The 19,171-nt window shown below is 39.4% G+C and carries 19 protein-coding genes; 5 read left to right on the top strand and 14 right to left on the bottom strand.

Features of this window, described 5'->3' with window-relative positions; translation table 11 throughout:
- Positions 1-2 precede the first annotated feature (2 nt).
- The 3 genes from ACXAE4_RS08540 to ACXAE4_RS08530 form a co-directional block, all read right to left on the bottom strand.
- Positions 3-203: a hypothetical protein gene (locus ACXAE4_RS08540; RefSeq protein ID WP_014458685.1), complete on the bottom strand. Its 201-nt coding sequence runs from the start codon at positions 201-203 to the stop codon at positions 3-5.
- 18 nt (positions 204-221) lie between these two features.
- On the bottom strand, positions 222-569 hold the full coding sequence (locus ACXAE4_RS08535) for a DUF2642 domain-containing protein (protein WP_028414998.1): 348 nt from the start codon (positions 567-569) through the stop codon (positions 222-224).
- Positions 570-827: 258 nt separating this feature from the next.
- The gene (locus tag ACXAE4_RS08530) at positions 828-1,502 is read right to left on the bottom strand and encodes a C40 family peptidase (protein WP_014458683.1); all 675 of its coding nucleotides are present in this window, start codon (positions 1,500-1,502) and stop codon (positions 828-830) included.
- 188 nt (positions 1,503-1,690) lie between these two features.
- Between ACXAE4_RS08530 and ACXAE4_RS08525 the strand changes: the two genes are divergently transcribed.
- A complete protein-coding gene (locus ACXAE4_RS08525; protein ID WP_098999633.1) occupies positions 1,691-2,980 on the top strand; it encodes a globin-coupled sensor protein in 1,290 nt (429 codons plus the stop codon).
- 40 nt (positions 2,981-3,020) lie between these two features.
- Here the strand turns inward: ACXAE4_RS08525 and ACXAE4_RS08520 are convergent, their stop codons facing one another.
- From ACXAE4_RS08520 to ACXAE4_RS08510, 3 genes are all read right to left on the bottom strand, one after another.
- Positions 3,021-3,551, bottom strand: a complete 531-nt coding sequence (locus ACXAE4_RS08520; RefSeq protein ID WP_028415001.1) for an HTH-type transcriptional regulator Hpr — start codon at positions 3,549-3,551, stop codon at positions 3,021-3,023.
- A 195-nt stretch (positions 3,552-3,746) separates the two neighbouring features.
- Complete coding sequence (gene rsiV, locus ACXAE4_RS08515; RefSeq protein ID WP_028415002.1) at positions 3,747-4,610, bottom strand: anti-sigma-V factor RsiV; 864 nt, start codon at positions 4,608-4,610, stop codon at positions 3,747-3,749.
- Positions 4,607-5,107: an RNA polymerase sigma factor gene (locus ACXAE4_RS08510; RefSeq protein WP_028415003.1), complete on the bottom strand. Its 501-nt coding sequence runs from the start codon at positions 5,105-5,107 to the stop codon at positions 4,607-4,609. Before ACXAE4_RS08510 ends, rsiV begins: the two co-directional genes overlap by 4 nt.
- Positions 5,108-5,267: 160 nt before the next feature.
- On the opposite strand from ACXAE4_RS08510, the gene ACXAE4_RS08505 reads away from it, so the two are divergent.
- Complete coding sequence (locus tag ACXAE4_RS08505) at positions 5,268-6,677, top strand: polysaccharide deacetylase family protein (RefSeq protein ID WP_108674282.1); 1,410 nt, start codon at positions 5,268-5,270, stop codon at positions 6,675-6,677.
- Between the two features lie 28 nt (positions 6,678-6,705).
- Here ACXAE4_RS08505 and ACXAE4_RS08500 read toward each other — a convergent pair whose 3' ends face one another.
- The 3 genes from ACXAE4_RS08500 to ACXAE4_RS08490 are packed head-to-tail and all read right to left on the bottom strand — an operon-like array spanning position 6,706 to position 10,680.
- Positions 6,706-7,821 (bottom strand): GerAB/ArcD/ProY family transporter, encoded by a 1,116-nt coding sequence (locus ACXAE4_RS08500; RefSeq protein WP_028415005.1) that lies wholly within the window; start codon positions 7,819-7,821, stop codon positions 6,706-6,708.
- Positions 7,822-7,838: 17 nt separating this feature from the next.
- Positions 7,839-9,068 (bottom strand): Ger(x)C family spore germination protein, encoded by a 1,230-nt coding sequence (locus ACXAE4_RS08495; RefSeq protein WP_028415006.1) that lies wholly within the window; start codon positions 9,066-9,068, stop codon positions 7,839-7,841.
- The gene (locus tag ACXAE4_RS08490) at positions 9,058-10,680 is read right to left on the bottom strand and encodes a spore germination protein (protein ID WP_028415007.1); all 1,623 of its coding nucleotides are present in this window, start codon (positions 10,678-10,680) and stop codon (positions 9,058-9,060) included. Before ACXAE4_RS08490 ends, ACXAE4_RS08495 begins: the two co-directional genes overlap by 11 nt.
- Positions 10,681-10,837: 157 nt before the next feature.
- Between ACXAE4_RS08490 and ACXAE4_RS08485 the strand changes: the two genes are divergently transcribed.
- Together ACXAE4_RS08485 and ACXAE4_RS08480 are read left to right on the top strand one after the other, a co-directional pair.
- The gene (locus ACXAE4_RS08485) at positions 10,838-11,071 is read left to right on the top strand and encodes a YczF family membrane protein (protein WP_028415008.1); all 234 of its coding nucleotides are present in this window, start codon (positions 10,838-10,840) and stop codon (positions 11,069-11,071) included.
- 167 nt (positions 11,072-11,238) lie between these two features.
- Positions 11,239-12,411 carry a hypothetical protein gene (locus ACXAE4_RS08480; protein ID WP_223546227.1) on the top strand — a complete coding sequence of 391 codons (1,173 nt, stop codon included), beginning with the start codon at positions 11,239-11,241 and terminating at the stop codon, positions 12,409-12,411.
- Positions 12,412-12,461: 50 nt separating this feature from the next.
- Here ACXAE4_RS08480 and ACXAE4_RS08475 read toward each other — a convergent pair whose 3' ends face one another.
- The 4 genes from ACXAE4_RS08475 to ACXAE4_RS08460 form a co-directional block, all read right to left on the bottom strand.
- A complete protein-coding gene (locus tag ACXAE4_RS08475; protein WP_028415010.1) occupies positions 12,462-13,895 on the bottom strand; it encodes an amino acid permease in 1,434 nt (477 codons plus the stop codon).
- A 230-nt stretch (positions 13,896-14,125) separates the two neighbouring features.
- Complete coding sequence (gene rocF, locus ACXAE4_RS08470; protein ID WP_034270538.1) at positions 14,126-15,025, bottom strand: arginase; 900 nt, start codon at positions 15,023-15,025, stop codon at positions 14,126-14,128.
- A 390-nt stretch (positions 15,026-15,415) separates the two neighbouring features.
- Complete coding sequence (gene ggt, locus ACXAE4_RS08465) at positions 15,416-17,494, bottom strand: gamma-glutamyltransferase (RefSeq protein ID WP_028415011.1); 2,079 nt, start codon at positions 17,492-17,494, stop codon at positions 15,416-15,418.
- Positions 17,495-17,903: 409 nt separating this feature from the next.
- Positions 17,904-18,401, bottom strand: a complete 498-nt coding sequence (locus ACXAE4_RS08460) for a tetratricopeptide repeat protein (RefSeq protein WP_028415012.1) — start codon at positions 18,399-18,401, stop codon at positions 17,904-17,906.
- 173 nt (positions 18,402-18,574) lie between these two features.
- On the opposite strand from ACXAE4_RS08460, the gene ACXAE4_RS08455 reads away from it, so the two are divergent.
- Entirely contained in the window at positions 18,575-18,661 is an 87-nt protein-coding gene (locus ACXAE4_RS08455) for a YjcZ family sporulation protein (RefSeq protein ID WP_016765201.1), read from the top strand.
- A gap of 188 nt (positions 18,662-18,849) precedes the next feature.
- Here the strand turns inward: ACXAE4_RS08455 and ACXAE4_RS08450 are convergent, their stop codons facing one another.
- On the bottom strand, positions 18,850-18,930 hold the full coding sequence (locus ACXAE4_RS08450; RefSeq protein ID WP_016765202.1) for a YjcZ family sporulation protein: 81 nt from the start codon (positions 18,928-18,930) through the stop codon (positions 18,850-18,852).
- Positions 18,931-19,171: the final 241 nt, after the last annotated feature.

The following is a 19,171-nucleotide window of genomic DNA, read 5'->3' as shown; positions in this document are numbered from 1 at the left end:
TCTCACTCAACTCCGCTGAAAATTCGAACATACGTGATGGCTACTAGTGGGATGGTTACGTCCGTGGGCTCACCATATGAGCTTGATGTACGCACAACAGCCGCTGCGTCCGTAACAGCAAGCAGTGTTCCATTAATAACGTCGATAGCTGTGATGATTTGCACAAATGAACCCACATTTTCTCTTAATGCATCTTGAAACATACTTTTCTCTCCTTTCGTTTAAGCGCTTTGAATAGTAACAATGCTTGTAAATGGAAGTAATACTGTTGATGTTGGAGACTCTACTAATTCTAAATAATCATCTCCTACAAATATCACAACACCTTCTAGTGGACCAGCCGTTGTTTCAATCACAACTTCTTTTCCGATATACTGCTCGGCAATTTCTTTAAAAGGTGATTCTTGAGATTCTTTAATAATATTTATTACGTATTCTTTGAACGTGTCAGAATAAACGACTTCTTCTACCGCTTTCTTTGTGTTTTCCTGAATAAATTCAGCAAATCGATTTGAAAACAACAGGTGTTTTATCTTTTCTACATAGCGACGGTAACAACAAAAAAACATAAATTTTGTTCCTCCTTTTTATACGGTTCTCCCTTCAAATTACCTACAACCATTGACGTAACTTAAGAGATTACTTTACCAATATATACAAGCTTTATCATAAAGGTGACAGAACTTTTATCACATTGTTATACAAATACGCACATGACCAGCCCGTTTTGCATAGGATTATTCCCTACTTCCTCCTACCTATTGAAACCCAAACAAAAAAAGACAAAGCTCCTAAGCTTTGTCTTTTCTTATCTATTAAATGAAGAATCAGTTGGCTGCAATACGCTTTGCTCCTATATAGCGCTCTTTCCAATAGCTTGAATTTTTATCGCTAATTGTAACGCCTTTAGAAGACGATGCGTTAATAAACTTTCCGTCTCCAAGATAAATACCTGCATGAGAAGGACCTTCTTTGTACGTTTCAAAGAACACAAGATCTCCTACCTGCGGTTCACTTACATTTTCACCTGCTTTATAGATATCTTCAACCGTTCTTGGAATATCAACGCCTACGCTTTCTTTATATACATACTGAAGATATCCGCTGCAGTCAAATCCTGAAGGTGTAGTGCCGCCCCATTTGTACGGCGTGCCCATTAAGGATTTTGCTTTGCTGATTACTTTATCCGTATTCACTTCTGATTCGCCTTCTACAACGCCGCCTTTACCTAATGCATTGTATGTATTCTCTCCAACAATTCCATCTGCTTCTAGGTTATGTTTCTCTTGAAAAGCCATAACCGCTTTTTTTGTTTCATAATTAAAATAACGCGATACTTCGCCTTTTAAAAATCCTTTATCTTTTAACACCGTTTTAACTTGTTCAACATCATCATTTGTCATCCCTTGTTTTAAAACCGTGTCGCCAAACGCAGCATGTCCCATTGCCGGACTTGCAAATAAAGCTCCTCCTACAAGAAGCGCCGATAGCATTTTTTTCATTTCGTTTCCTCCCCGAATCATGTTTTAAGCACCGTACAACCATACCATCTGCGGATAACAATTCAATTAATAGAAGATAACAATTTGATAACAATCTTCTTAAACAGCCTCAACTCTTGGATGTAAAACGCCGAAATATAAGAAGAAGAAGAGAAAAACAACTATTCTAGCAAATAAAGGTGATAAACATGAATTGGTTTAAACGAAACAACGTGCACGCCGAAGCCGCGGCTGTCGAATCCATCACTGTAAAGCTTCATGTATCGGATCCGATGATAAAAAAGCAGATTAACATGATTTCCTTAACAGCAGAGGATCTCGAACGAATTGCCAGATTTCAAGTTCACGCGCTGAACGCCATCGAAGAAATCGTGAATGATTTTTATAAAGCTATTGGCGAACAGGCTCATTTGGTTGCGATTATCGAAAAGCACAGCAGCGTCCATGCATTAAAACAAACGTTAAAACAGCACATCTTAGAAATGTTTGATGGACAAATAGACGACGCTTTTGTGGTAAAACGTCAAAAAATTTCCAAGATGCACGTTAAAATTGGACTTGAGCCAAACTGGTATTTGTGCGCATTCCAAAATTTATTTACGTCGCTTCTTTCAGTATGTGAACGTACGATGGAATCAAAAGAAGAATGTCTAGCTTTTATCGCAAGTATGACAAAACTTATTAGTCTAGAACAGCAAATCGTGTTAAAAGCCTATGAGCTTGAATATGACGAGCAGCGCGCTGGACTTCAGACTCAAAAAGAGAAAATTCAGCTAGAAATCTCTCGTACATCATTTATCCTTTCTTCGTTATCTGAAGAAACGAAGAAATTTATGAATCAAATGCACAGTCAGTCTTCTGACGTCGTTTCTTATGCAAACAAAAGCTCTGAACTAGCAGAAGTCATTGAGAAGGAATCCGTTACGAGTCAAGCAAAATTAAAAGAAGAACAAAACATGCTTGGAAGCATACAAAAAAATACGTCGCTCATTCAAAACAAAATGAAAACGCTCGAACATACATCACAGCAAATTCATCAAATTGTTTCCATTGTTACTTCTATTGCGGAGCAAACGAATTTATTGGCATTAAACGCTTCGATTGAGTCTGCTCGAGCAGGTGAGCATGGAAAAGGATTTGCAGTGGTGGCACAGGAAGTACGGAAGCTTGCAGAAGAAACGAAGAAATCGATTTCTAATATTTCTACTTTTATCGGAGACATTCAAAAACAAATCGAAAGCGTTTCGGCGTTAGGTGGAGAAGTCGCTACATTAACAAAAGATACAGCTGACAATATGAACAACATTACTTCTTTTTTCACGAACGTCCTTAGCATAACAACCGAGAACAAACAGCAAACCGTTCTAACAAAAAAAGAGCTTGATAAAATCGCTGACGCAATGAAGCAGCTATCTCTGCGGATTGAGAAGATGGCCCATTCCTCAGAAGAACTTGAACGGTTAACTGAAAAAAGTTGATATGCAAAAAAGCCTTCTCAGCTTGCACAAGAAGGCTTTTTTATTTTTTCAAGCTAGCGGGCTCTTGAGAAGAACGTTCGATGAACTGGACAAAATCATCTCCGTATATGCTTCGAATCAGAGCCGTCAGCTCAACAAAGTCAGGCAGCTCTCCATAAACATCTCGCAGCGGCATCGCTCCTTGAAACAAAGGATTTTCAAGAGGGTTATAATCCTCGATCGTTTTTAAAAACATCTTTTTTCCTTCTTCTGTGAGCTGCACGTATGTATTCCGCTTATCTTTCTCATTTTTAGAAAGGGTAAGATAGCCCCGCAGGTGCAATTTTTTTGCAAAGTTAAAAGCTGTGGATAAATGCATGACGCCTAGCTTTGAAATGTCGGTCATCGACGCAATTTCCAGCTGATAAGCAATCCCTAAAATGTGATGCTCATTAATGCTCAGATCGTACGGCTTAACCCACTGTTCCCAATCCTTTTCAGTAGACTTCCAAAGAGCTTTGCTTACTTGCATCACAAGCTGATTAAACAGCATGGCATCTTTAATCGTATCTTGATTTAACGTGCGTTTCACCTCTTCACTTCCTCTCTAGAAATGCAACCGTTCACATCATTTGTCCCTAAGACTTTATAAATAAAAAGAATGAAAATATATACAGAATATTATACATGATTGCTTATATATTTCAACTTATTTTGCATAAAAATAAATTTAAACGTTTCTTTATGTAAAAACCAGGCGTGAACGTTCAGTGTTCACGCCTGGTTTTTAATGAATATACCGTTTACCAACTAGAAGGTTTGAAATAACATCCGTTGGAATTTCAAACTCAATGTTTCCCATATATCCTGGAGCGACTTTGTATTTATCAAATACAATTCTAAGCTTGTGATCTTTTGTAATGTAGAAGCTTTGATTTTCAGCAATCTCTTTAAAAGGATCCATATCTTCTTCAGTCAGCCAATAGATTTTGCCTTCTTCATGCTTCATTTGATCTTTCATTTGCTGTTTAATATTTTCACTAATGACCTTTATATAGCTTTTATCTTTGAACAAACTTGGAAGCGTAACGAGCACTTCGTGTTTTTTATCAATCGTGTCGTACTGATTAACGCTCGACGTTGAAGCTCTCGATTCTTCCACATATCGATGAACCACAAGCAAATCATCGGTATCCGTCATAATATCATAGCCGCTGCTGACAGCCACGTTTCCTTTCTCTTCTTTTCGTAATGTTTTCATCTCTTTTTTAAACTGTTCATACAGCTGTTCATTTTCTTTTATATACTTTTCATTTAAGTTTGTTTGAAGACCTTTGTTTTCCAAGCCTGAAATCGATGGTGTTTTCACGTCAATACGAGAATGCTTTTCTTCTTGTTTTAGTTCCTCAAATGTAATTACTTCTACTACTTTTCCCAGTACAGGAATTTTTGCCATTGCATTTGCCGCATCTGGACTTACATTCACCGTTGTGATAAAAATCATCGCTGCTGCCGCAATCGAGCTCGGCCAAATATAGAATTTCTTTTTACGAGGGTGTGAAGAAAGTGCCTGTGCAACAACACCATCTAATTCGTCTGGAATAGGAATGTCATGATACTGCTTCTTTAACTTTTCTATTTTTTCATTCATTGTTCTAAGTCCTCCTCCGTCATCGTAATCCGCAACAGGTTCAACGCTCTGTATAGCCTTGTCTTTACTGTATTTACATTTTCCTCAATGATTTCCGCAATTTCGTCCATTTTTAAATCTTCGAAAAACCGCAGAATAATAATGGTCTTATATTTAATCGGCAGCTGATCCATTGCTTGCTTTAAATCAATATCTTCATACTGATCTTCACGTCCGCTGCTCAGATACTCAAGCTCTTCATCGCCCATAAGCGTTAAACGTTTATGCTTACGCAGGAAATCGATTGCTGTTCGTACAACAATTTTATAAAGCCAGCTGTTAATCGATTGAATATCTTTGATACTGTCTATTGAAATGAGTGCTTTTTTAATCGATTCTTGCACAATATCAAGCGCATCTTCTTGATTTTTTACATAGCTAAAAGCAAGCCGGTAAAAATCTGCTTTATGCTCGGTTATGCATGCTACGAGCATCTGATGTGCATCGTGTTTTTTCATTGTCTTTCATACCCCTTCTATTTTCTCTTGCTGAAGTACATCTATAAGGTAGACGGAATGAGTAGAAAAATAGTTTGGTTTTTTTTAAAAAAAAGTAAAACTAAATGATGGTCTCATGCGTCTATTAGGTAGATATATACAAAAAGGGGAATATTACTACATGAAAACCATGGGCTACAAACGTATTTTGACACTGCTTGGATGCTGTATTTTGTTTCTTGGTACAGCAGGGTATATCGTCAAAGCAAACAGTACAGAGAAAAAAACGGCAAGTATTCAAACAGATCAAACCTATCCAGACGTTGAAATTCAAACGCTAGTTAAGGACCTTACCGACGGAGGCTATGCCATTAGCTACCCTTCCTTTGGTAAAAAAGAAATTGATCAATCCATTCAAGCTTACGTAATAGATCAAGTGGCACACTATGAAAAAAAGCTGAAGAAGCAGTCAAAAAAGAAAAAATCTGAATTAACGATTACATATAAAATCGTCCATTACAGCAAGCAAACGCTAAGCGTTGTCTTTGATGAATATGAATCTGTAAATGGAGAGAAAGGAACGTCTTCTCTCAAAACCTTTACATTTGACCTGCCTGCTCAAAAACAAATGACGTTAAAAGATTTATTTAACGAGAATGCAAACTATTTAGATCGCCTTTCGGCTATTTCATATGCTGAATTAAAAAAACAAATGAAAAAAGCTGATTTTGACCCGGGCCTTCAAAAAGGAACTCAGGCAGCCAATCAAAATTTCAGTCAGTTTGCGCTGCTTGAAAACAGTATTGTGATCTACTTTAAGCCTTATCAGCTAGGTGCTGAACAAACGAAAACCAAAACGATCGCTATCCAAAAAGATTTATTTAAAGACATGCTGAGCGATGCTTACAAAGACGAAGCAGCAAATAAAAATAAAGTCAAAGAAACGCCTCCAAAACATATCGTTAACGAAATGCCGCAGCAAGGAGCGCCTATTGATCCAACTAAAAAAGTCGTTGCGATGACCTTTGATGATGGACCTAACCCTGCATCTACCAATGTGATTTTAGATGGATTAAAAGAAGTGAACGGACACGCTACCTTTTTTGTGTTAGGAAGCCGCGTTCAATATTATCCTGAAACAATCGAACGTATGGTGAAGGAAGGCAACGAAGTCGGAAATCACTCTTGGGACCACCCTCAGCTCACACGTTTAAATGAAGCGCAGGTCAAACACCAAATAGGCGATACCCAAGCCCTTATTAAACAAGTGAGCGGCTATGAACCACTGCATGTACGTCCTCCTTATGGAGCTGTGAATGCAAATGTAAGACGTTATGTCGGAAATGTTGGCGTGACTCTATGGGATATCGATCCTGAAGACTGGAAATATCGAAACGTTCCTCACTCCGTTCAAGCAGTTATGAGCCAAGTCGGAGACGGAAAAGTTATTTTAATGCATGATATTTATCAAACAAGTGCCGAAGCAGCGGTTGAAATTATGAAGCAGCTTCACGCACAAGGATATCAGCTTGTTACGATTTCACAGCTAGAACAAGTAAAAAAAGAGCGGGAACAGCTGCACTTGCAGTAGAGGATCGCAGACGAATGCGCTGCAGCCATTAGGATGGCTGCAGCGCTTTTGTTTTTTTTATGCGATGTTTAATAAAGGCTATACAGAGCAGCGTAAGCGGAATCACTACGTGAAAAGGGATAAAAAGTAGCACCGGCATAATCGTTAAGCCTTCTTTTAAATGCTCTTGAAAATTACTTGCAATCGTCAGAGAAAAAAATAAAATCACCGTGCCAACAGGATATGTCAGCGCAGAAGGTCGTTTTACCTTAAACAGCGTGGAAAGCCCCACAATTACCGCGTAAAAAAAGACGCTGATTTTAACAAACCCTCCAATGACTAACGCAATCATAAAAAACACGTCTAGCCGCTCTAAAAAATCAGCTACTCTAATGCTCTCTACCGTACTTAAAAGCGGAAAGACCGACCTGTTAGTCAACCCTATCCCTAATACACTCACGTTGATCGCCATTGTAATTGCTAAATTAATGCCGCTTAACACAATGCCGCAAAGGCCTACAAGCTTTACTTTTTTAGGATCTTTTACATATGGAAAAATCATCGTAAACACAACAGCTTCTCCATACGGAATATACAGAGTCTGAGTGGCGACTGTTTTTAAAACCGGCCAAATCCCATCTCCAAGTATCGGTTTTAAAGAAGTAAAATCAATTAATCCTGAAACAAAAATAAGCACAAATCCTGCTACAGCCAAGATATACATCAAAATAAACATGAGCTCTCCTGCCCGAGCCACTACTTCAAGTCCTTTGTGCACAGTATAAATAATCAACAGCATCAGCATCGCGTTCACGACAAACAAAGGGCTGTCGGGGTAGCCAAATGTCAGCAGCATTTCTCCAAAATCACGAAGTACGCGAGCGGCAGCATATGAAAAATGAAGCAAATATAAAAAAGCAAGTGCAGATCCCAAGACTTTCCCTAGCAGCTTTTGCATGTATTCTGTCGGCAGCATGTTAGGATAGTACCTATACAGCCGGTAGTAAATGAGGTAAAGCAATAAGCTCCCAAACATACCGAGTAAAATAGCAAGCCAGGCGTCTTGTTTTGCATCCATTGCAAGCGGAATGAGCAATGCGCTTCCATGTTCAAAAAGGACGATTAAAATAAAAAACTGCACAGAGCTAATTTTCACTTTTTCCACTCATTGCTCCCTCCTGTTTACTGGCGTTGTTTTACCGCATCAGACATAAACGACTTGTTTCGCAAACCTGCTCGTCTTACATACGCTTCTACTTTCACATCCATCTCCACTTCAGGAAAATACACATCGCTCCACTCATGCTGAAGCCTTTTCCACTGCCTCGGATAATTTTCGTGCACGACTTCTCCAAATCCCACAACATCCGTCTGTTTTTTTTGAGCAAAAGCAAACGCTTCTTTTATTTCGTTTTCAATCGCTGCTTCTATTTTTTTTTCAATATCAAGAATCACAAATGGATTTTTAATATCTATAGGTACTTCCATTTCACCAATATCTCCTTCTACTCTAGTTCGTACAATCATCTTTGGTTTGCCGTTTACCATATTTGCACTCACGTTTGTTCGCTGACGGACGACTTGATAAGCAATGGCTTTCTTTTTATCTTTCCATGAAATATTCACATCTGTTCCCTGCACTTTATCCCGCAGCCACATCACGCCTCGCGCTTTTTTTCCATATAAAAATGTAATCAACTTCCCATCTTTAAACATGCCGAGTCCTTCTGCACGAAGAGTCGATTCAGGAGCAGTTTGCTGAAGATTTTGCAGCGTTTGGGCTTTTTGAGCGCTACCTCTTATTCCAAACCCTGACATCAGCGCTTGACTTCCCGGGGATTCAAGGTTTTTCATAACTTCTTGAGCCGATACTTTCATATGTTCTCCCCACTTTTGTTCGGTGAGTTCCAGCGTTTTAAGGACTTTATTAGCTGGAATTTTATCAATTGGCGTAAGAGATTTTACAAAACTGGAAGCTTTTACGCCGTTTGCAATGACCATATCAGATGTAATTCGAAATTCCGGATCTCGGTCAATGCCATCAATAATAACATCAATGCCCTCCGTTCTCGCTAGGCTTTCTCCGATCACAATTAAGTTTGTATGAGCGTAGTACAGTCTTCTTGATACCGTGCTCGATGCTCTTCTGCTTGCTTCTACTAAGTTTGCGCCTTTTGCTCCGTATACGGAAACAGACGGACTTTGGGTACCACCCCCGCCGCCTTGAAGACCGCCGGCTACGTTACCTGGATTAATAATTTGTAGCGTGATTTGATACTGACCATCTTTTGTTTTATCAATTCCCATCGCTGCGACAATCGCTAAATCGGTTAATTCCTTACTGCTCCAGCAGCTTGAAAGGATGCAAATCGAAAATGCCATAACTGTACATAAAAGCCCTTTACGCATCACTTTGATCGCCTTCTTTCACCGTAGTGTTTGCCATTCCCCGGCTTTTAGGAGGCATTGGGCGCTGGTTGTCTCCTTCTCTCACCATATTTCCACTACTGATGAGCCTTGGTCTTTGTCTAAGCGTCCACCACGGCATGCGAACAATGGTATCACCTGAATTGCTCGGAATAAATGGAGCAAGAGGCGTCATGTATGGAACACCGAATGAACGAAGACTGCAGAGATGAACAATCATCATTAAAAAGCACAGGATAATGCCATAAAACCCGAAAGTAGCCGCTGCAATCATAAAAACAAAGCGAATGAGCCGAGCAGAAATCGCAATGGCAAATGAAGGCGTCGCAAAGCTTGCAATCGCCGTCATCGCTACAACAATAACCATCGCTGGAGATACAATCCCTGCTTGAACCGATGCTTGCCCAATCACGAGCGCTCCTACAATTGAAACTGCAGAACCGATCGCCCTTGGAAGTCGAATACCAGCTTCTCGCAAAATTTCAAATGTGACTTCCATAATGAGCGCTTCAACCAAGGAAGGAAACGGAACATCTTCCCGCTGTGCAGCAATGGCGATGAGCAGCTTCGTCGGAACCATTTCTTGATGAAAAGTTGTGATCGCTACATACGTAGCCGGTGCAATCAGTGAAATAAAAAAAATAAGAATGCGTAAAAAACGAATCGACGTGGCAATATCAAAGCGTGAATAATAATCTTCAGGAGACTGAAAAAACTGAATGAAGACAGCAGGTGCAATCAGCACGAATGGCGTTCCGTCTACAAAAATCGCAATACGCCCTTCTAAGAGATTTCCTGCAACGATATCGGGACGCTCCGTGTGATACATTGTAGGAAAAGTAGTGTACGTTTGGTCTTCAATAAGCTGCTCTACATAGCCTGATTCTAAAATGCTATCGATATTAATTTGGTTAAGACGCTTCTTTACTTCTTTTACGATTTTGTCATTGGCAATCCCATTAATGTACATCATTGAAACGTCTGTCTGCGTTACTTTCCCAATCTTCATCGTTTCTACCCATAAGTCAGGCGATTTGATAATTCGCCTGACCATGGGCATGTTTTTAGCAATCGATTCCGTGAACCCTTCCTTAGAACCCCGAACGACAAGCTGTGTAGTCGGTTCTTGAATGGAACGCCACTCCCCGCCTTTCGTACCTGCACTCATCGCATGGTTGTTTCCATCTATCAAGATAAGCGTGTCTCCTGACATCAAGGCGGGAAACACTTCACTCCACGTATGTAAAATCGCAATGTCTCCAATTCCTACTACATCTTCTTTTAATAACGTAAAAGCATTTTGAGGTGTTATTGGTTCAGAAAACACGTCATCTTTCATCATGGTGTCTACTAAAAGCTCTTGGATAGACTGATTGTCTACAATTCCGTCTATATAGATAACAGCGGCTTGAATGGCTGCCCTTTCCCCAATTTTTATATAGCGGATCACCATATCCGAGCTGTTCCCCGTTCGCTTTTTTATGTTAGCTATATTACCTTCAAGCGACTGCATCAGCAGTTCTTGTTCCTCTGGTAGCGAACCTTCTGTTTCCTTTTTATTGTCTTTGCTTTTTTTATTTTTAAATAAAGAAGGCACGATTAAAAACACCTTTCTTTTCTTTTTTTTAGCTTTTTCCAAATAAATGCTTTGTATGCAATTTTTAATAGAACAATCAAAGCGTAAGACCAAAAAAATAACAAAAACTATCAGTAGAATGTTTTTAAGAAAAAAATAAAAACGGAGAGTGAGACATATGAAAATCGTTTGGATATCAGCTTTGCTGTTAGGATGCTTAATGGGATTTTCTATCGGTGTGGATATGATGCAAGGATTTAGTTTTTCCATGGCCTTGCAAAATGCCTACAGTCCGTTTCGTGTTATGGAGTTTGCTGAATTATTTGTCCTTTTTTTCCTTTTGTTCTGTTTTGTAGTTGAAGTATTTTACCGCTCATTTAAAGTAAAAAAAGCAAAACAGCAGCAAAAATAAAACTCCGTAAAAAACACATATTTCTCCTTTTTACCACCTATTCTCCTTTCCATTTAAATGTTATAATTTTCATAATTGGAGAAACTTTTACACGCCTTTCTTCATGGAAAGCTGTACGCTTAAACTACAAAATAAATATTAACTTTGAACTAAAAGGTGAAGAAATGATGAAAAAAAAATTAGCCGTTATTAGTACAGCTTGCTTACTTATTCTTGCAAGTGACCCCATCTCTTCTTATGCTACTCCTGATTCCCCGGATTCCTCTTCCGATGTTTTGGACCAGTCAACGGACGTGGATACAACTGAAGATGTAAAAGCTATTTTTGACTCTCTCTATCAAGAAGGCTATTCGCTCGGAGAAGAAGATGGATACGCACAGAAAAAATTCGAGCAGTTCGATCAAACAACAGGACTGGACAAATCTTCTGAAGAATTCACGTGGTTTATGATGGGGTATACGGTAGGATATAAAAAAGGACAGCAGCAAAAAGAGGAAGAACTCAAGACTGAACAAGAAAATGAAATGGCTGCCGGCGAAGAGGAAGGCTATCAGCAAGGCGTCCTTGATTACAAACATGCTACTATTCAATCGGAAATCGACCCTTTCCCTTCTAAGTCATCCGACTGGAATAAAGGTTATGTTCAAGGCTACAAAAAAGCTATTTCTTTAATGGACCTATCTGTTAAAGCAAAAAAAGAAGGCTATGAACAAGGTCTTGAAAATGATTCGATGAGTGTTCCCAGCATGTATGATGATGAGGATGTCACACGTCAGGCTTTTACAGAAGGCTTTGAAACCGCTCAAGCCGAAGTACTGAATCAGCAAAAAAAGCAGTTTGAAAAGCAAGGCTACGTACAAGGCTATCACGACCTTCCACTCGAAGTACCTGCAGAAGCAGAGGGCGAATTGCAAACAGCCTTTGAACAAGGATATGAAAAAGGACAGAAACAAAAACAAAAAGACGTAAAAGCAGATGGATACGACTCAGCTTTCACTTATCAGACCTATAGAGCGCCTAAAAGTCTTCAGGACAAGCCTCAACTAGAAAAATGGTACAAAGCAGGTTTTTATTCGAATAAAGATGTGAAATCTTTACAGCAAAAAGCTTATAAAGACGGCTGGAAACTAGGAAAAGAAATGAGCGTTCCGAAAAAATACAAGCAAAATAAAGCTGCGGTGGCGATGTACAAGAAATATTTTGAACAAGGCCAAAAAAAGCAGGATAAAACAGTGAGTCATATCCTGCTCGGCAGCGGTATCGTTCTTACACTGCTTGCCCTTATCACGCTATGGAGACTTCGCCGCCGTAAAAATGAAGATACAACACTAGATAGCTAAAGACAAGTACATAAAAAACCCGAAAAATCATGATTTTTCGGGTTTTTATGTTAAATAATCATTCGTTTATTTTCCGCAAGCTGAACTTCTTGCTCCTGTTTTGACTGATTTTGTTTTCGAATTTTCAAATAATAATAAACATAACAGCCTATAAAGAAGATACCTCCGCAGTATAACGCCATTCGCTGCTCAGGATCAAACGCAAGACTGATCATAACAATACAGTTCGTAATAAGCGCTACGATAGGCAGAACCGGATAAAGAGGTGTTCTAAATTTCAGATCTTCTACTTTTCCACCTTTAGCCACGTAAGCACGACGGAATGCAAGCAGTGAAGCTGTAATCGCAATCCAGCCAATTTGAGCGCCAAGTCCAGCGAGTGAAATCAGCCATACGAAAACGGTTTTAGCTGCCACTACGCTTGAAAGCAGCGAAAAGCATGAAATCACAAGCGTAATTAATAGTGCATTAAACGGTACACCTCTTTTGTTGACTTTTCCAAGCGCAGGACTTGCCATTCCTTCTCTTGAAAGAGAATAAAGCATACGTGTAGCCGCGTAAAACCCAGAGTTTGCGACTGAAAGAAGAGCTGTTAAAATGATAAAGTTCATAATATCCGCCGCGTAAGGTACACCTACACTATCTAACACAACAACAAACGGGCTTTCTACAACGCCTGCTTTTTCACGAGGAATCATGCTTGCTAAGACAAACACGGATAAGACGAAAAAGAAAAGCGTACGCCAAACCGTTTGCTTGATCGCTTTTGGAATTGTTTTTTCCGGATTTTCACTTTCTCCCGCCGCAATTCCAATCAATTCTGTTCCTTGAAACGAAAAGTTCACCGTAATCATTGTAATCAGTAAAGCCGTTACACCGTTTGGAAACAGCCCTTCGGCAAAGAAGTTTGATAGAAGCGGTGCTTCCTGTCCGCTTTTCATATCAATAAGTCCAAACATTGCCGCTCCGCCTACCACAATAAACATAATGATGGCGAAAATTTTAACGCTTGAAAACCAAAATTCTGTTTCACCAAATGCTTTGGCTGAAAGTGCATTTAGTGAAAAAATTAACGCTCCAAAAATGGCGCACCATAACCAAACGGGCGAGCCTGGGAACCATCTTTGCATTAATTGTCCGGCAGCTAAAAACTCAAGTGCCACCGTTACTGCCCATCCTAGCCAGTACAGCCATCCAATCGCAAAACCTGTTGCAGGGCCGATAAATTTAGTGGAGTACGTTTGAAACGATCCTGCAACTGGCATAGCAACGGATAATTCTCCAAGACACAGCATCGTTAGATACATAATGATCCCTCCTACTAAGTAGGAAATCATTGCTCCCATCGGACCTGCTTCATTGATGGTATAACCTGAACCAAGAAAAAAACCGGTACCAATACATCCTCCTAGTGATATCATAAAAAGATGCCTTGTTTTCATCGTTCTTTTTAATTCTCCTGGCTGTCCCTGTGGAATATTCATCCCATTTCCTCCCTTTGCTGCACAAAAATGAAATCGCTTTCATTTTTTTAGGTTTATTTTGTTTTTATAGCCGCTTATTAGGCAGCTCTTCCTGACTGAAGTCAATTGGTGCCGGATGATTTTCAAATGGCGCCACCCCCGTAGCGAAGATGGCAGCCGCTTAGTCCTGCATGACCGTTTCTTGGATCACAACAGATTTTCTCCACACGATACCTGTAAGTAGCTTTTTCCTATAAAAGCTTATCGCCAAACAATGAACTCATTAACGCAACCGCTACTTCTGCAGTTTTGTTATGCTGATCTAAAATGGGGTTCACTTCTACAAATTCAGCAGATGTCACCATGTCTGCTTCCGCTAGCATTTCCATTGCTAAATGACTTTCTCGGTAGCTGATGCCGCCTTTTACAGGTGTACCTACGCCTGGTGCATCATCTGGATCTAAGCCGTCTAAGTCCAGCGACAGGTGCACACCGTCTGTACCGCTTAAATAATCAATCGTTTCTTTCATCACTTGCGTCATACCTAAACGATCAATTTCATGCATCGTATACACTTTAATTCCTTTTTCTTTAATTAACTCTTTTTCACCATCATCTAGTGAGCGTGCACCGATAATAACTAGATTTTCAGGTTTAATTTTTGGTGTATACCCTCCAATATTTAAAAGTACAGGATGTCCTATACCCAGGCTCACCGCTAACGGCATGCCGTGAATGTTGCCCGATGGAGATGTTTCAGCGGTATTTAAATCACCATGAGCATCATACCAAATAACGCCTAAATTTTCTGAACCTTTCGCCACTCCTGCAAGCGTTCCAATTGCAATACTGTGATCTCCGCCTAATATTAACGGAAAGCGGTCTTGCTCTTTCACTTCTTCAACTCTTGCAGCAAGCTGTTCATTTCCGCTGGCTACAGCCGCTAAGTTTTTCAAATTCGTATTTTTATCCACGTCTGCCCGTTCTTTAATCTCTACTTTAATATCGCCTTCATCATGTACGGTATAGCCAAGAGCTTCTAAGCGTGTATTCATGCCCGCATAGCGGATTGCGCTCGGCCCCATGTCTACGCCCCTTCTTGTTTGCCCGTAATCCATTGGTACACCGATAATTGAAATTTCTTTTTTCATTTTCTATACCTCCGTTGCATGTTAGTCTGTGTGAAGTAAACATAGGCGTTTATTTAACTATGTATTTTTTCATTGATACAGCCCCTCATCTATTTCTTATGCAAAAATGATGCCAACTTTGTTTGTAGCATTCTATCAGTCTTTTTATCACAGTTTTTCTTACACATGCCAAAAAAACTGTCGATTTCTACAACTTTTTGGCAAACTACGCAAATTTTTTTGTCGTTTGGTTTAAAATCGCCAATTTTATTTGCTTACTTAAAAAGGAGTGAGCCAATATATAAATGAAACCTACGTTTACCATCGCAATAAAAAATCCGAACGCTTTAGATTCTCTATCAAGAATCAAACGCGTTCGGATTTCCTTCAACTAAGCTACTTTTATCCCATTTAATTTGTAATAACGTCTCCGTCTTCATCATCGCCGGTATCGTTTTCACCAGGATCTTTTTCTAATGAGACTACTTTCTTTTCTTCATCCCATTTCACTTTGTAGCCAAGTGATTTGGCTACTTTGATAACCGATAAATAGGAGTGGTGATTTGGCTTATACAGCTTTAAATCACTCGAATCAATGACGCCTAATCCTAGCAGCAGGCGGTCGGACTGAACGTAAGGCTTTCCATCAATCAGTTTTACTTGCTTATCAGTAAATGGATACACGGCACGGTTGACTTCGACCGTAAACTCTCCTTTTTTCTCTTCTTTAATTGGTTTTGGCTGTTTGGATACATATTTAATTGCGTCTACTCCTAATACCGTGCCTTGGCGCGTATTATCAGCACCTCCGTACATTTTCCCCGTTTCATAGTCATAGATAACCGCTTGGACATTTCCAATATGCTCTGGCTTTTCTTCAAACGCATGTCCTTTAGCCATCATTTCAAGGAGTGTATCTTGGCTAAAACCAGGTTCCCATCTTACGGTTGGATAGCCGCTTGAATAAATACGAGGGGTTAAAATCGCTTTTTGAATCGGCATCTTATGGTCAATAACATTCATAATCGTTTCTGCTACAGACGCAATAATGGTTGGGCCTCCCGGTGAACCAATTGCCATGAACGGATTTCCGTCTTTTAACAGCATCGTTGGAGACATGCTGCTTCGAGGGCGTTTTTTAGGCTCAACCTGGTTCACGCCTCCCGGAGTGGCATCAAAATCCGTCATTTCATTGTTGAGCATAAATCCGTAGTCAGGAACCATAATTCCTGAACCAAAAACTTGTTCAATGGTAGTCGTGTAAGAAACCATGTTTCCCCATTTGTCTACAACAGAGAAATGAGTCGTTTGGCCGATTGGATTTTCTTCCGTTACCGTTGCTTTATTTGGATTTTCTTTTCCTTCATATTTCCAAGGGTCTCCTTCTTTAACATTAGGCGTTGCTTTATTTGGATTAATTAATTTACGACGTTCTTTAATATAATCTTCATCTAACAGGCCTTTTTTCGGCACTTCGTAAAAGTCTTCATCTGCCATATACGCCGCGCGGTCCGCAAAAGCTAAGTGCATCGCTTCCGTTAAATGCTGCAAATACTGTGGCGTATTGGAACCCATTTTTTCTACATCATAACCTTCCATTAGCTTTAAAATTTGCTGCACGGTTAATCCGCCGGAGCTAGGAGGAGCCGCACTAACCACATCGTAGCCTCGATAAGTTGTTTTGACCGGCTCGCGTTCTTTTACAACATAATTTTTTAAATCATCCATGGTCATGCTTCCATCGCGTTTTTGAACTTCTTTAACAAGCGCTTTTCCAATTTCTCCTTTATAAAGAGCGTCTGACCCTTCTTTTTGAATAAGCTTTAATGTTTTCGCAAGATCAGGCTGAACAAGCTTATCTCCTTCTTTTAACGGCTTGCCATTCGGTACAAATACATTACCGGCCGTTTGGTATCTTTCAAGCTTGTCCGCATTTTCATCGATATACTGAGCCATCGACCAATTCACTTTAATTCCTTGTTCCGCTTGAGTAATAGCAGGTTTAATAACATCTGATAAGTCCATGGTTCCATAATCTTCAAGGGCTGTTTCTACTCCTTTTAACGTACCAGGAACTCCAACTGCTTTTCCTGTTATGTGACGCTTACTGAAAGGAATGACTTTTCCTTTTGAATCTAAAAACAGCTTAGGCGTGACATCAGCCGGTGCCATTTCACGGCTGTCTAGCATCGTAATTTTATCTTTCTTTTTTTCATAAATCATCATAAAACCGCCGCCGCCGATACCAGACATCATCGGTTCCACAACGTTTAGAGATAGTTGAATGGCCGCTGCCGCATCTACAGCGTTTCCGCCTTCAGCTAACACTTTCCTCCCCGCTTCAGCAGCCAGCGGGTGAGATGCCGCTACAATTCCTTGTGTAGCACCCCGTTTCATTGAATGGTCGACACCCGGAACTTCAGCAGCAGCTGGTGTGACAACTAAACATAAACTAAATAACGTAATAGCCAACATCTTCATAACCTTCATCTGGGTCTCCTCCTTCAAATACATTATTTCACATCGCCTGAGACGATGGATTTCACGAAGAATAAATTGGTTTATTATGATATTTTTTACATATGCGTATAAATAAAAAGCAAAGTAAATCATACCTTTGCTTTTTTAGTTAATCGCATGTTTAACTTTTCTCTCTATTCATTTACAATTATCTATATTTTCTAACAATTTATCCATAGGCTGATAGTTTCTTACTATTTTTGGAACTATGTAGACTGAACGCTCTAATAATGTAGAAAATCTAGCAGTTAAGAAGTCGTTCGACTTACATGCACTTCTTAAATTTTTTATAAATATTCTTATTGTTATATAAAAAGCAATCCTTTATGAAAATCAGCATACGTTTTCTGAAAATCAAAAATAAAACAGGACTTTAGATTCATCGTCCTGTTTGGAGCATGTTTTCGACTTTTTTAATGTCCGCGTGCGTAGGATTGATTTCCCGAGCATAGGCGATTTGTTCTTTCGCTTTTTCCATTTCTTTTAATTGAATATAGGTTTTGGCGAGTTCGAGCGGCAGCATAATCCCTTCAAAACCAAGATCTTGCGCCTTCTGCAAATAAAACAGCGATTTTTCGTAATTCCCTCCAAACATAAGCGGAGTTTCCCGATATTTTATTCCTCGAACGAAGTGCGCCAAGCTTGAAGATGGATTTAATGTTAATGCCTGATGAAGAGCCCGGTCCATTTCTAAGTTCAATACCATTTTTTCAAAGATAATTGATTCTTCGATTTGCTTTGCTAAACAAACGGCTAAGTAACAGTACAAATCAGATGCTTGAGGTTTTTTCTTCATTTCTTGTTGAATTTCGCGCTTGATCTCTTTCCACTTTCCCTCTTCTAGCTGATTCATGACGTATTGTGCATGTATTCCCACCTGTTTGCCCTCCTTTTCCTCTTTATCATAAAGGATTTCTGCGCAAATGAAAAAAGTAAGTGTTCTTCATTCTTCACAAAAAACGTTACCATTAAAAAATAGGCAAATTTCTCAATCACTTAACCCAATTAGTACATAGGATATAGAGACTTTTATTAAAGGAGGTTACACATATGGGCGCAAAAGGCGGTTTTGGTTTTTCATTTATCGTTGTTTTATTTATCCTATTAGTAATCGTAGGGTGTTCTTGCTACTACTAATTTCTAGAGAGGATGAACATCATTCATCCTCTCCTATTTCAAAAAAACCATGCTTTCGCATGGCTACATACCGATTAGATGAATGAGTAGAGGAACTCATTGTTCGGCAATATTGAAGAAATTTTTGGTTTTTACTTCCGCCTAGTATGCCTTTTTTGAAGGGGACTATGCGCAAATAAAGTTAACGTTTAAAAGCGAAAGCCAGACGCACCTACAATAACAAGTAAAACAAATAACACAACGATTAACGCAAAATTTTGTTTTCCCACGTACCATCCCTCACTTCCTGTTATCTGCTTTTAGTGTATGCAACAGCTTGGCAAAATGTTTAGGACAGGGGTGCGGATTTTTCCAATGAGAAAAACCTTCAAATTTCGCCAAAAAAAGTGAATCATATTTTTGTTTCTTTCGTTATATATAGTAAGAGATTTTTTTACTATAAAAAAGGAGGGGCTTTAATGCGCCGACATTCCAAATTGCCCATTGTTCTTGTTTTTGCCTTCTTTTTAT

The organism is Priestia sp. ABM2_011, from assembly GCF_056158845.1.
This window is presented reverse-complemented; position numbering and strand designations above follow the sequence as displayed.